At 60.4% G+C, this 12,777-nt stretch carries 12 protein-coding genes; all 12 read right to left on the reverse strand.

The window, feature by feature from the left end:
* Positions 1 to 44: 44 nt before the first annotated feature.
* The 12 genes from truA to mltG all read right to left on the reverse strand — a co-directional run bounded on the left by truA (position 45) and on the right by mltG (position 12,774).
* Positions 45 to 869 carry a tRNA pseudouridine(38-40) synthase TruA gene (gene truA, locus ACWKWE_RS06075; RefSeq protein WP_483850459.1) on the reverse strand — a complete coding sequence of 275 codons (825 nt, stop codon included), beginning with the start codon at positions 867 to 869 and terminating at the stop codon, positions 45 to 47.
* Between the two features lie 303 nt (positions 870 to 1,172).
* On the reverse strand, positions 1,173 to 3,971 hold the full coding sequence (locus ACWKWE_RS06080) for a motility hub landmark protein FimV (RefSeq protein ID WP_483849999.1): 2,799 nt from the start codon (positions 3,969 to 3,971) through the stop codon (positions 1,173 to 1,175).
* A gap of 117 nt (positions 3,972 to 4,088) precedes the next feature.
* Positions 4,089 to 5,099 (reverse strand): aspartate-semialdehyde dehydrogenase, encoded by a 1,011-nt coding sequence (locus ACWKWE_RS06085; protein WP_483850000.1) that lies wholly within the window; start codon positions 5,097 to 5,099, stop codon positions 4,089 to 4,091.
* Positions 5,100 to 5,186: 87 nt separating this feature from the next.
* A complete protein-coding gene (locus ACWKWE_RS06090) occupies positions 5,187 to 5,750 on the reverse strand; it encodes a DUF1285 domain-containing protein (protein ID WP_483850001.1) in 564 nt (187 codons plus the stop codon).
* 10 nt (positions 5,751 to 5,760) lie between these two features.
* A complete protein-coding gene (locus tag ACWKWE_RS06095) occupies positions 5,761 to 6,366 on the reverse strand; it encodes a DUF4823 domain-containing protein (protein WP_166596774.1) in 606 nt (201 codons plus the stop codon).
* Between the two features lie 88 nt (positions 6,367 to 6,454).
* Positions 6,455 to 7,423, reverse strand: coding sequence for a GTP 3',8-cyclase MoaA (locus ACWKWE_RS06100; protein ID WP_483850002.1), 969 nt, complete (start codon positions 7,421 to 7,423; stop codon positions 6,455 to 6,457).
* Positions 7,424 to 7,565: 142 nt separating this feature from the next.
* Entirely contained in the window at positions 7,566 to 8,228 is a 663-nt protein-coding gene (locus ACWKWE_RS06105) for a TetR/AcrR family transcriptional regulator (protein ID WP_341963330.1), read from the reverse strand.
* Positions 8,229 to 8,632: 404 nt separating this feature from the next.
* On the reverse strand, positions 8,633 to 9,421 hold the full coding sequence (locus tag ACWKWE_RS06110) for a TatD family hydrolase (protein ID WP_483850003.1): 789 nt from the start codon (positions 9,419 to 9,421) through the stop codon (positions 8,633 to 8,635).
* A 15-nt stretch (positions 9,422 to 9,436) separates the two neighbouring features.
* Positions 9,437 to 9,793 (reverse strand): PilZ domain-containing protein, encoded by a 357-nt coding sequence (locus ACWKWE_RS06115; RefSeq protein WP_037011754.1) that lies wholly within the window; start codon positions 9,791 to 9,793, stop codon positions 9,437 to 9,439.
* 42 nt (positions 9,794 to 9,835) lie between these two features.
* Positions 9,836 to 10,822: a DNA polymerase III subunit delta' gene (locus ACWKWE_RS06120; RefSeq protein WP_483850004.1), complete on the reverse strand. Its 987-nt coding sequence runs from the start codon at positions 10,820 to 10,822 to the stop codon at positions 9,836 to 9,838.
* Positions 10,815 to 11,459, reverse strand: a complete 645-nt coding sequence (tmk, locus tag ACWKWE_RS06125; RefSeq protein WP_401145169.1) for a dTMP kinase — start codon at positions 11,457 to 11,459, stop codon at positions 10,815 to 10,817. Before tmk ends, ACWKWE_RS06120 begins: the two co-directional genes overlap by 8 nt.
* 19 nt (positions 11,460 to 11,478) lie before the next feature.
* A complete protein-coding gene (mltG, locus tag ACWKWE_RS06130) occupies positions 11,479 to 12,774 on the reverse strand; it encodes an endolytic transglycosylase MltG (protein WP_483850005.1) in 1,296 nt (431 codons plus the stop codon).
* Between the last annotated feature and the right edge of the window lie 3 nt (positions 12,775 to 12,777).

A 12,777-nucleotide genomic window follows, 5' to 3' on the forward strand; every position in this document is an offset into this window, starting at 1 on the left:
AGCCTTGCGAAAGTCACGGATGGTAGCAAATGCTGTTCCGGGCGTCAGCCGCCAAGTTCCGAGAAGCCTGTAAGAAAGTGCGGCCCGATGTAGCGTTCCGGCAACGGGAACTCGTCGCGGTATTCGACCTGAACCAGATAGAGGCCGAATGGGTGCGCCGTGACACCCCCCGTACGCCGAATGCGACTTTCCAGCACTTCGTTCGCCCACTCGATGGGCCGCTCCCCTGCCCCGATGGTCATCAGCACGCCCGCGATATTGCGCACCATGTGGTGCAAAAACGCGTTTGCTCGAATGTCGATGACAATCATCTTGCCGTGACGCGTGACGCGCAGGTGGTGGAGCTGCTTGATCGGCGATTTGGCCTGGCATTGGCCGGCACGAAACGCGCTGAAATCGTGGGCTCCCACGAGGTATTCCGCTGCCAGCGCCATGCGCTCGACGTCCAGCGGACGGTGGTTCCAGGTGATTTCCTGCCCCAGATGCGCGGGGCGAATCTGGTCGTTGTAGATCACGTAGCGATAGCGTCGGGCGATGGCTTTGAAGCGCGCGTGAAAGTGTGCAGGCATTTCCTTGGCCCACGTCACGCTGATGTCGTGGGGCAGGTTGATGTTCGCGCCCATGGTCCAGGCTTTCATCGTGCGCACCGCCTGGGTGTCGAAGTGCACGACCTGACCACAGGCGTGAACCCCGGCGTCGGTACGTCCGGCGCACATCAGGGAGACTGGCGAATCAGCGACTTTCGACAAGGCGTTTTCCAGGGTTTCCTGAACGGTCAGCACGCCGGTGGACTGGCGCTGCCAGCCGCTGTAGCGCGAACCTTTGTATTCCACGCCCAGTGCGATTCTGGAGAAACCTTCGTCGGCCATTTCGGAGGCCGCTGTTCCTGCCTCGGTGTCTGTAGTTGCCAAGTGCTTAAAGCCTGTCGATGTGCGCAAGGGCGGCCATTATACGGATGAAGGCAAAAGACGCCATTGGTGACCGACAAAGGCTGGGCAATCGCAGTCGTTGTAGGAGCGAATTCATTCGCGAGAGGCCCGTCTGGTCGACACATCTCTTTCGCCTGATAGATTTATCGCGAATGAATTCGCTCCCACAGGTTTCCTCTCCTTGTTTGGCCATAAACGAAAACGACCGCCGAAGCGGTCGTTGTCGATGCAGCGTGAAGGTTGTCAGACCAATCGCGACAGCATCTCGCGAGCTTCGGTCTTCTGGCCGTCGTCACCTTCAGCCACGACTTCATCGAGGATGTCACGAGCGCCATCAGCGTCGCCCATTTCGATGTAGGCGCGGGCCAGGTCCAGCTTGGTCGCCGCTTCATCGGTGCCTGACAGGAAATCGAACTCCGGCTCGTCGTCCGCCAGCAGCGCGTCATCCTCGGTAAAGGTCGGCGCATCGTCGAACGGCTTGGCGATTGGCGGCTGTTCGAGACTGCTGGAAAGACGCTCAAGTTCGGCGTTGACGTCGTCGATCTCGGAGGCAAACGCTTCAGAAGCCTGATCGGTTTCGATCTCGTCCGCCAACGACAGGTCGAAGTCCGCGGGCAATTCGAGTTCGTCATCATGGCCCGGCTTGCTGGCGCCCAGATCGGCGGTGTCCTCGAACGGCGGCAAGTCGCTCAGTTCGTTGTCGAGACCCAACAGATAATCATCTTCGGCTTTGAGGGCGGGTTGGTCTTCCGACAGGTTAAGGTCGAAATCCGCCAGGTCATCCGGCTCTGCCGCTTTCGCTTCAGTCTGTTCGCGAAGGATCGCGTCGAAATCCAGATCGTCCGCTGCCGCCCCACCAAACGGTGCGTCCAGGTCCAGATCATCAAGCCCGTTATCGGCATGAGGCGCGCCGTAATCTTTCACTTCGGTCGGAGAAGCGGCCTCCAAATCATCCAGACTGAGGTCGAACGCCGTGTCGAAATCGTCAGGCGGCTCAACGACAGGTGCAGGAGTAGGTTCAGGTGCAGGTGCAGGTGCAGGTGCAGGTGCAGGCTCCGCCTTATCGGTCAGCAAATCCTCAACATACTTGGCGTCCATTTCCGCTGCCAAAGCCGCCGCTGCTGCAACGCCTGCGGCCGCCGCAGCAGCCGCTGCCATGGCGGGGTAGCGGGTCTTGAGTTGCTCGACTTCAGCGTGGTTCTTTCCCGTGGCCACCAGCTGCCGCTCTTGAGCGACGAAACCGGCCTGATTGTCCTGCTGGGCGTAGATTTCCATCAGTTTAAGACGCAGTTCGCTGCGCTGGGGCTCTTCTTTTATAGCCTCTTCCAGCAGTGCGGCGGCCTGGTTCGTACGGCCATAAGCGATGTGGATTTCCGCCTGGACCAGCACATCAGCCGGGCGCTCACGGGTCGGCTCGATGATGACGGCCGACAGAGGTGCCGGCTTTACCGCAGGAGGAGGCACCTCCAGACCCTCAAAACTGCTTTCAGGCATGTTCATGTCAGACGCGAAGTCGGACTCTTCGGCCAGCGCACGCGCCATTTGACGGTGTCTTTCAGCCTCAAGGATGGCGTTACGACGACGCACCAGCAGCAGGACCAGCAGCAACAAGACCAGAATGGCAGCACCACCGATCAACCCCATCAGCATCGGACTGGCGAGAATCTTGTCCAGCGAACTCTGGTTGTCGGGATTGACGGCATCGGGCGGCACCACCAACGGCTGATCAGGCGTCGCGCCAGTGACCTTGGCGCCTTCGACCGGCAGCGCGTCTTCCGGCGCGATTTCATTCGGCGGCTTGCCAGCAGAATCCGGAGCAGCCGGTGGCGGCACGATCTGCGCAGGCATGGCCGGGTTCGCGGCGTTGTTCGGGTTGGTCACGCTGTTCGGGCTGACGGTGCCATTGGCATCGCTGGCCGCTGGCGGCGGAGGCACCGCAGCACCCGCCGCCTGCATCTTGGCCAGTTGATCGTTTTTCAGTTCGATCAAGCGCTGAAGCTTGTCGACCTGACTTTGCAGATCACCCATCCGGCTTTTCAGCTCGGCGTTGTCGCGACGGGTGCTGTCCAGATTCTCCTGGGTCACCGCGAGTTTGTTGCTCAGTTCGGCGTCGCCTGCCGCCCCTTTCGCGCCCGGTTTGTTGCCCGAGACCAGGCTGAGGTTGTCCTTGGCGTCGATCTGCGCAGGGGCTGCACCGGCGCGGTCGCGACGGGTCGCATCCACCTGGCGGGCGCCAGTCGGTAAACGACGGCCTTCGCGCCAGGCGCGGTTCTGTTCCGCGACTTCGGCCACGGCACGCGGTTGCGGCGTCGCGGTGGCTTCCTGCGGCGACGGCAGGCGCAAGACCTGACCTTTCTTCAGCCGGTTGATGTTACCCGCGATGAACGCATCGGGGTTCAACGCCTGAATCGCCAGCATGGTCTGTTGAACGGTGCCGCCATTACGCACGCGCTCGGCGATCTCCCACAACGTGTCGTTGTTGGCGGTGGTGTATTGGGTGTATTTCGGTTCTGGGGGCGCTGCCGGGGTCGGCGCTGGCGTCGGTGCAGGCGGCGTCTGGGCAACAGGGGTTTGAGCGGGGGCCGTCGCCGGAGCCGTAGACGGCAACTGAGCCGTGGCAGCGGCCGCCGCTTGCGGGGAGACCTTCGGCGGATCGAGCAACAAACTGTACTCGCGCAGCGCCCGGCCATTCGGCCAAAGCACTTGCACCAGGAATTTCACATAAGGGTCGCGGATAGGCTTGCTGGACGTGATGCGCAGAACGCTTTTGCCGCCAGGCGTCACGACGGGGGTGAACGTCAGGTCATCAAGCACTGCGGTTTTACCGACCCCCGCCTGGGCGAACTCGGCAGAGCTGGCCAGACTGGGCACCACCTGCGCGGAAGTGAGGTCCTGCACTTGCGTGAGTTCGATCTCGGCAAGCAGTGGCTGGTTCAGGCTCGACTTCACGGTCAAACCACCAAGGCCCAGCGCCTGCGCCATTCCGGATGACAACGCCGAGGCTGCAGCGATTGCTAAAACCAGTTTACGAACCTGAACCATAGCCCATCCCTTGTTTAAAATTTCCCCGGCGACCGAGAAGATAAAGCCTGCTAGGGCGTAGGGCGTTTCTACAACGCCACAGCTAGAATGATTCTTTGAATTGTTGGCAAGTATCTTTTACACAAGCTCTTTTATCAACAATTCAGCGACCTGCACAGCGTTCAGCGCTGCCCCCTTGCGCACATTGTCGGATGTAACCCAGAAGCTCAGCTCGCACGCATCGTCGATACCCGCCCGCAAACGTCCTACATAGACAGCGTCCTGCCCCACCGCATCGCCCACTGGCGTCGGGTAATCGCCCGCATCCACGAGATCGATTCCGTCCGCAGCATCCAGCGCAGCCGCGACCGCAGCCAGATCGAACGGGGAAGCGGTCTGCACCGACACACTCAGGCTGTCGCCAAAAAATACCGGCACTTGAATGCAGCTCGCGCCGACCTTGATTAAAGGCAGCGACAGCAGCTCACGCAACTCGTCGACCATACGTTTTTCCAGCGGGACGTGGCCTTGCGCATCCGGCACGCCGACCTGAGCGAGGACGTTGAAGGCCATTTGCCGGTCAAACACGCGGGGTTCCAACGGGCGCACATTGAGCAGCTCGGCGGTCTGTCGGGCCAGTTCGGTCACCCCTTCCCGCCCCAGACTGGACACTGCCATGCAGGCCGTCACGTTCACGCGACGGATGTCCAGGAGGTCCCGCAACGGCCCGAGCACCATCGCCAGCGCTGTTGCGCCGGGGCTTGGGCACGCCACTTGAAAGGGTTTGGCCAGCCCGCTCAGCAACGCCCCGTTCACCTCGGGAATGAGATTCGGTGCTTGATCGACGGACAGGCCGGCCGACAGGTCGATCACCGAACAACCCGCTGCGGTCGCCCGGGGAGCATAACTGCGAGTCACCGCAGGGCCCGCCGCAAAAAACACAAGATTCACTTTGCTGAAATCGAACGTGTCGACTTCGCGTACACGCACGTTCTTGCCTCGATACGCGACCGAACTGCCTGCCGACTCGACGCTGGCCAGCAAATGCAGATCGCCCACAGGAAAATCACGCTCTTCGAGAATCTGGACGATGGTTTCGCCGACAGTACCGGTGGCGCCGATCACGGCGATATCAAAGGACTGGCTCATGCAAAAACCTCAGAAAAATCGGGGGGCGGCACTTTAACCGCGAGAGGGACGCCAGGCAATTCGCCTGGCAAATACAACGCTGAACCGTCAGGGCTCCAGGCCGATCGTGAAGAACTCGCCATGGCTCCAGACACCCAACCAACGCTGTCCGTCAATGACGCGGGTAACCGCCAGGTCCACCAGTTGATAGAAGACATTGCGATGGATCAGCGCCTCAAGATTGCTACGCACATGCACATAAGGCGCAGGTTCTTGAGTGCCGGGGTCGATGCTGACCCGCAACGGGTGCTCGGCACTGGCGTCAATCACGTCATCGACCTGGGTGGTGAAACGCAAGATCTGTGACTCGCCCTCGCCTTCCACTTCCAGCAGGACAGCCACGAAGGGCGCATCGTCAACGGTGATACCGACTTTCTCTACGGGCGTGATCAGAAAGTAATCATCGCCGTCTCGCCGGATAATGGTGGAAAACAGCTTCACCATCGGCTTGCGGCCGATGGGCGTTCCCAGATAAAACCACGTGCCATCGCGGGCGATGCGCATGTCGATATCACCGCAAAAATCCGGGTTCCACAGGTGTACAGGTGGCAAGCCTTTGCCGGTCTTGGGCAATTGCGCCAACAGGTCGTTGGCTTTTCCCGAACCACTCATACGCGACTCCTCAGCGGGCTTCGACGCCCAATAAGCTGCGAGCGTAATCCTCCATGGGTGGGCCTAGCAAATCTTCGGGCTTGGTGTCGTGCAGGGTGAGCAGGCCGCCACGGCTGTGAATGCGGGCGCTGTCGATCAGGTAACGGGTGTTGGTTTCAATCAGCATCAGTTGAATGACGCCGCTGTCGATGCCCAGACGGTCGAGGGCTTCCTGGTCGGACCACTCGTCAAAATTGCCGATACGGTCGTCTGCCTTGGCGAAACGGGTGTAGAGCAGATAATGCGCGCCTGCCGCACGCGCTTCGTTCATGGCCTCGTCCAGCCCTTCAGGTGCGCGAGCGCGGCGGACCATCGGGAAGTATTCGATGAAGCCGTTGAACGCCTCTTCGGCGACGACGTTCGGGCGCGGGTACGCTCCACCCGGCGGGGCAAACGCACCTTGAGCGATATAGATGAAGGAGTCCGGTTGCAGGCGGAAATTGTTGATCCGCCGCGTCGAGCTGTGGTCCAGCAGACCCGCGTCGCTGAGCTCGTCATGGGCGCCCTGTGCCAGATCGCTGACGTGCATGCAGCCACTCAAGGCCAGGACGGCCAGCAGTAAAACCAGACTACGCATTGTTTCCTCCAAAGTCCGACGACGGAAAACCGGCGAATGGCCGGGTAATGCAGCTTTTGCGCCATGTCGAACAATTGGGAAGGGCCCGTCAGCCGCCAATAATCTTCATCACCGTCGCGCCACCCGAAAACGCCACGGCCTGCTTGTCATCCAGCGCCTTGATCAACAGACGTTGCAGCGCAGGCAAGGCTTGATGGCGCGGCTTGTCCAGCAGATCACCCACGTAGTGCCGATTGCTGGAAGACAAGCAGCCATGCAGCCAGCCCGTCGACGAGAGGCGCAAGCGCGAACACGTCCGACAGAACGGCAAGCTTTCGTTGGCGATCACGCCAAAATACCCCTTGCCCGGAATCCGATAGCGCACGGCGGTCGCATCCACCGGCGCGTCGGCCTGCTGGTAGTCGTGATGCGCGCCAATCAGCGACAGCAGCCGGTCCAGGCTGACGAATTGCCGATGGAAACCGTTGGCGTCGTTCGCCAGATGCCCCATGCGCATCAGTTCGATGAAGCGCAACTCGTAGCCGCGCTCAAGGCAGTAATCGAGCAGCGGGACGACCTGATCCAGATTACGGTCGAGCAAAGGGACCATGTTGACCTTGATCTGCAGCCCGGCCGCCCTCGCCTGCTCCATGCCCTCCAGCACGGTGGCCAGATCGCCGCCACGGGCAATGGCTCTGAACGCTGACGGATCTAGCGTATCAAGGGACACGTTGATCCGGCGGATGCCCGCATCCAGCAGGATCGGCAGTTTGCGGGACAGCAACTGCGCATTGGTGGTCAGGCTGATGTCGGCCAGCCCCATGCGCCCCACCTGGCTCATGAAACGTTCAAAGCGAGGACTCACCAGCGGCTCACCCCCGGTGATCCGCAACCGCTCGATGCCCGCCGCTTCGATCAGGTACTCCACGCCTCGGATCATCGCCTCGGCAGACAGCTCATTGCGCGCAGCCACCAACCGCTTACCGTCGGGCACACAGTAGGTGCAGGCGTAATTGCACGCAGACGTCAGACTGATTCGCAAATTGCGGAAACGTCGGCCTTGGCGATCAACAATCATGAAAGCTCCGGGAGGTTAGGCAGCGCGCAAAAGCTGACTCATAAATCAGCTTTTAGCAAGCGTCATTCCGGACAGAGACGGTCATGAAGCGAGCGAGCAACCGCACGATGCCCTCTGACCCGCTTCATCAAGGAAACATCGCTCAGTTGCCGGGGACTTCCGGCTTGGGGTCGTGGCCGATTTCAGGGTCACGCTTGCGCTTGTTGCCCATGCGCACACCAATGTCCATCAGGAACTGGAAGAAGCCTTCCTGATCTTCCAGCACATTGCTCCAGAACGGCGAGTGATACAGCGCCACAGCGCCGTGCACCAAAGCCCAAGCGGCGCAGTAGTGGAAATACGGCGGAACGTCTTCCAGTTTGCCTTCGGAAATCCGGCCTTTGATCAACAGCGTCAAACGTTCGAAGTTCGAGGCACGGATCTTGTGCAGCTGCTCGACCATCTCAGGCACTTGATTGCCCTTGACCACTTTCTCTTCCAGACGGTCGAACAGGCGATAGCGCTGCGGATCACGCATGCGAAATTCGAAATACGCGCGGGACAACGCTTCCTTGTCCTTGTCGACGTCGGCGGAGTGCAGCAGCTCGTTCAAATCGCGCTCGTAGTCGAGCATCAGGCGCAGGTAAATTTCCGCCTTCGATTTGAAATGCTTGTAGATGGTGCCTTTGCCGATACCCACGGCATCCGCGATCATCTCGACGGTAACGCTGTCTTCACCCTGTTCAAGAAACAGCTTTAACGCGATGTCGAGAATTTCCTGCTCACGGCGGCGAAACTCACGGACTTTACGAGGTTCTTTCTGCATAGGAAGAGACTGTCGGTTCAAAATCGAAGCCGCACATTATGCCTAATCAGTTTCAAATTGCACGGCTCATCCGACGATGTTCATGTTCAGGACCGATTAAGCCGCAATAGCTGCGTTTTTGACCCGCTACGCCGTGTCGGTCCACATTGCGAACGCCGGATGACGTGCTTTGCGGTATCAACAAACGCGTGGGTATTCCAAAACTGTTTAAAAAACGTACAGCCTTGCGCTGGACGCCTGCGGAATATGACCAATACTTAACACGTCGGTGCGGCATCTCCCCCAAGTGCTGGCACCGGTAAAGACACCAATGGATAGCGTGTCTTTGTTTACTCCTAATGGTCTTAACCCGGATTCACCCCCCAGAACCCGGGTTTTTTTTGCCCGTCATTTAACGCCGCGTCTCAGGCCGACTTCACCCGGGCCAGCGGGAACAGGCGCTTGAAATTGTCAGTGGTCTGCTCGGCGAAACGCTCGAAGCTCTCCCCTCTGAGCATCGCCAGGAACTCGGCCACTTCACGCACGTATTGCGGCAGGTTGGGCTTGCCACGGTAGGGAATCGGCGCCAGATACGGCGAATCCGTTTCCACCAGCAGGCGATCGGCCGGGACTTTGCTCGCCACATCCCGCAGCGCATCGGCATTGCGGAAGGTTACGATGCCTGACAGCGAAATGTAGAACCCCAGGTCCAGCGCGGCCTTCGCCATGTCCCAGTCTTCGGTGAAGCAATGCAGCACGCCCGCCTGAGGCAACGCGGCTTCACGCAACAGTTCAAGCGTGTCCGCCCGAGCGCCACGGGTGTGAACGATCACCGGTTTGCCTGTCCGGTTCGCAGCCTCTAAGTGCAAGCCGAAGGATGCTTGCTGCAGTTCGGCCGCTTCTGGCTCGTAGTGATAATCCAGGCCGGTTTCGCCAATCGCCACCACCCGGGGGTGATTCAACTCGCCGAGCAGCCACTCCAGCGCAGGGGCTTCGCCCGGTTTGACGTCCAGCGGGTGAATGCCCACCGAGCAGTCCACATCGTCGTAACGATCAGCCAGGGCTTTGACGTCGCTGGCGTTGTCGGCGCTGACACCGATACACAGAAAATGCCCGACACCCCGTCCGCGCGCCGCTTCCAGCGCATTATCGAGAGAGCCTGCGTGTTGGGTGAGATCGAGACGATCGAGGTGACAATGGGAATCTACGAGCATGGGAACCGGAACAATTTACATCGTGTGAGTGGGACGGTCGGATTTGAGGGCACCGGCCAAGTAGTTTTCGATCATGTTGCGGGCGGTGTTGTCGCCGTCGTTGAACTGCACGCCAACGCCCGCCGCGCGGTTGCCCTGGGCACCTTTGGGCGTGATCCAGGTAACCTTGCCCGCGACCGGGATTTTTTCAGGCTCGTCCATCAGGTTGAGCAGCATGAACACCTCATCTCCCAGCTTGTAGCTCTTGCTGGTGGGGATGAACAGGCCGCCATTCTTGATGAACGGCATGTAGGCGGCGTACAGGACCGACTTGTCCTTGATGGTCAGGGACAGGATGCCGTTACGTGGACCCGGGCTCAAGGGGACGCTCATCTCAACTTCCTCATGGGTACTGATGTCATGCAGATGGCCAGTCTACCCCTGTCCGGTCAGAGATGCCCACTGCACCAATAACGCTTCGAGCAACAAAACACGGTTGAGGTTCGCTTTCGACAACACTTTCTGGCGCTGAAGCAGCACCCAGTCCTGCATCGCGAGGACTTTACCCTGTGGGGACTTCTGCGCCAGGTACTGCAACACCTTGCGCATGTCGGCCAGTCCCAGCCCGGTTTCGTCTTCGGTGAGCTGATAGCGCAGGATCAGGTTCGACCAGTCGCAGAACCAGTCGAAGAGCAGCAACAGCGGGACGTCTTTCCAGCCCTCAGCCAATTGCGTCGGCGATTGCTGGCCTTTAAGAAGCTTCTTGACCCCATCGACCACCAGCGCACGCTGTTCACGCACGCCTTGGGCCTGAAGACTGACGGCAGCCAGCGGCGAACCTGCGGCCAGGGTCAGCAGTTCGACCCGTTCTTCGTCGGTGCAGTCCGGCAACGCATCAGCCAGCCACGCGACACTCATCGCTTCGCTCGGCAACGGACAGGCCTGTTGCACGCAGCGGCTCTTGATCGTCGGCAACAGACGGCTCGGTTGATGACTGACGAGCAACAGCACGGTATCGCCGGACGGCTCTTCAAGGCTTTTCAGCAACGCGTTGGCGGCGTTGATGTTCATCGACTCGACCGGCTCGATCAGCACCACCTTGCGCCCGCCCATCTGCGCGGTTTGCACCACGAAGCTGACCAGATCGCGCACCTGATCGACCTTGATCGCCTTGTCCGCTTCTTCCGGCTCCAATACGTAATTGTCCGGGTGGCTGCCGGCCGCGAGCAGCGAACAGGACTTACACTGCCCGCAGGCTTCAAGCCCCGAGGGACGCTGACACAACAACAGACGCATCAGGCGCTCAGCCAGCGCCCGCTTGCCGATTCCGGCTGGCCCATGCAGCAAATAGGCGTGGGCGTGTTGAGTGCGTCCGGCCAGTTGCTGCCAGAGGTTTTGTTGCCAGGGATAGGCATCAGCCATGCTGACGATCCGCCAGCCGCTTGAGCAGGTCCGGCACCAGTTCGTCGAGAGACGCCTGCACCTGATCCAGCGGCAGCGCGGCGTTCACCAGACGATAACGGTCAGGCGCTGCGGCAGCACGGTTCAGGTAGGTGCTGCGCACCGCGTCGAAAAACGCACGGCCTTCCTGCTCGAAACGATCCAGGCGACCACGGGCGGTGGCGCGGGCCAGACCGATTTCCACGGGCAGGTCGAACACCAGCGTCAGGTCCGGGCGCAACGCTCCCTGAACGAACGCTTCCAGCACAGCGATGCGTTCGACCGACAGGCCACGGCCGCCACCCTGATAGGCGTAGGTGGCATCGGTGAAACGATCGCACAGGACCACCGCGCCTCGGGCCAGCGCCGGACGAATCACGCCTGCCAGGTGCTGCGCACGAGCGGCAAAGACCAACAGCAGCTCAGTGTCGGCGTCCATGGTTTCATCGCTGGGGGCCAGCAACAGTTCCCGGATACGCTCGGCCAGCGGCGTGCCGCCGGGTTCACGGGTCAACACCACGTCAATACCGTGGCTGCGCAGGCGTTCGGCGAGGTGTTCACGGTTGGTGCTTTTGCCAGCACCCTCCGGGCCTTCCAGCGTAATAAACAAACCAGTCACAGGCAGTCCTTAATCAAAGTCATTGCGGGCGCGACTCGGCTTTATCGGCCTTGTCACTGGCCTCAGTCGGCGGCTGCGGTTTTTCAGCATTCGACGGTTCAGTCGTGGAAGGCTCAGCCCTCGACGACTCAGGCGTCGTGGTCTTTGAAGCGTCCTGCTCGGAAGGCTTCTCATCCGGAGCGGGCACCTGAGGCAAGGGAGCGGGCGCCGATTCCGCCGCAGGCTTTTCTGTGGTCGGCACAGGATCGACGTCCGACGTTGGCACAATAGCCGGTGGCGACGCAGGCGCCGGGCTGGAACGGTAGTCCGCCCGACGTTTGATCTGGTACTCCTTGACCGCCGCGTTATGGGCGTCGAGATCAGCCGAGAACACGTGACTGCCATCCCCTTTCGCAACGAAATACAGGCTGTTGCCAGCCACCGGGTTCATCGCGGCGTGAATGGCTTCACGCCCCACCATCGAAATAGGCGTCGGCGGCAGCCCGGACACCACGTAGGTGTTGTAAGGCGTCGCCTCTTTCAAGAACGCCCGCGTGATCTTGCCGTTGTAGCGTTCGCCCAGGCCGTAGATCACCGTAGGATCGGTCTGCAACAACATGCCCTGTTGCAAGCGACGCACGAACACCCCGGCGATCTGCCCGCGTTCCTGTGGCACGCCCGTTTCTTTTTCCACCAACGACGCCATGATCAACGCCTGATAAGGGTCGACATAAGGAACGTCGGCAGCGCGCTTGTCCCATTCCTCTTGCAGCACATCGTCGAGGCGGTTGTAGGCCTGCTTGAGCAACTCGACGTCGGTCATGCCGCGCACGTAGCGATAGGTATCAGGAAAAAACCGGCCTTCCGGGAAGACGTTCGGATGGCCGATCTTGGTCATCAGTTCGCTGTCGCTCAGGTTAACGAGGGTTTGTTCCAGCTTGGGCTGCTTGGCCAATGCCGCGCGCACCTGACGGAAATTCCAGCCCTCGACCAGCGTCAGGCTGTATTGCACCACTTCGCCCTTCTGCCACAGCCCCAGCAGCGACTTGGCGTTCATGCCCGGTGTCATGCGGTATTCGCCACTGTGCAGCGACTGGCTCGCGAGGTTGAAGCGCCAGTAAAGACGCAGCCAGAGCGCATCCTTGAGAATGCCTTCGCTTTCCAGACGGTTGAGCACGCCGGTGGGCGACGCACCCGATGGCACGTCGAGCAGGCGCTCTTGCGTCAAATTCAACGGTTGTTGCAGCGCGTTGTTCTGCTGCCAGAAGGCCAGACCCAACAACAGCCCTGCCAGAACCACACCCGTTTCCAGCAAGACGAATAATTTTCGGATCACGAA

This window comes from Pseudomonas salicis, from assembly GCF_057128705.1.

What these genes read in the sequence shown, in the direction of transcription:
- truA (WP_483850459.1), bottom strand. Translation starts at nt 869, where the DNA reads ATGGCCGACGAAGGTTTCTCCAGAATCGCACTGGGCGTGGAATACAAA.
- ACWKWE_RS06080 (WP_483849999.1), bottom strand. Translation starts at nt 3,971, where the DNA reads ATGGTTCAGGTTCGTAAACTGGTTTTAGCAATCGCTGCAGCCTCGGCG.
- ACWKWE_RS06085 (WP_483850000.1), bottom strand. Translation starts at nt 5,099, where the DNA reads ATGAGCCAGTCCTTTGATATCGCCGTGATCGGCGCCACCGGTACTGTC.
- ACWKWE_RS06090 (WP_483850001.1), bottom strand. Translation starts at nt 5,750, where the DNA reads ATGAGTGGTTCGGGAAAAGCCAACGACCTGTTGGCGCAATTGCCCAAG.
- ACWKWE_RS06095 (WP_166596774.1), bottom strand. Translation starts at nt 6,366, where the DNA reads ATGCGTAGTCTGGTTTTACTGCTGGCCGTCCTGGCCTTGAGTGGCTGC.
- ACWKWE_RS06100 (WP_483850002.1), bottom strand. Translation starts at nt 7,423, where the DNA reads ATGATTGTTGATCGCCAAGGCCGACGTTTCCGCAATTTGCGAATCAGT.
- ACWKWE_RS06105 (WP_341963330.1), bottom strand. Translation starts at nt 8,228, where the DNA reads ATGCAGAAAGAACCTCGTAAAGTCCGTGAGTTTCGCCGCCGTGAGCAG.
- ACWKWE_RS06110 (WP_483850003.1), bottom strand. Translation starts at nt 9,421, where the DNA reads ATGCTCGTAGATTCCCATTGTCACCTCGATCGTCTCGATCTCACCCAA.
- ACWKWE_RS06115 (WP_037011754.1), bottom strand. Translation starts at nt 9,793, where the DNA reads ATGAGCGTCCCCTTGAGCCCGGGTCCACGTAACGGCATCCTGTCCCTG.
- ACWKWE_RS06120 (WP_483850004.1), bottom strand. Translation starts at nt 10,822, where the DNA reads ATGGCTGATGCCTATCCCTGGCAACAAAACCTCTGGCAGCAACTGGCC.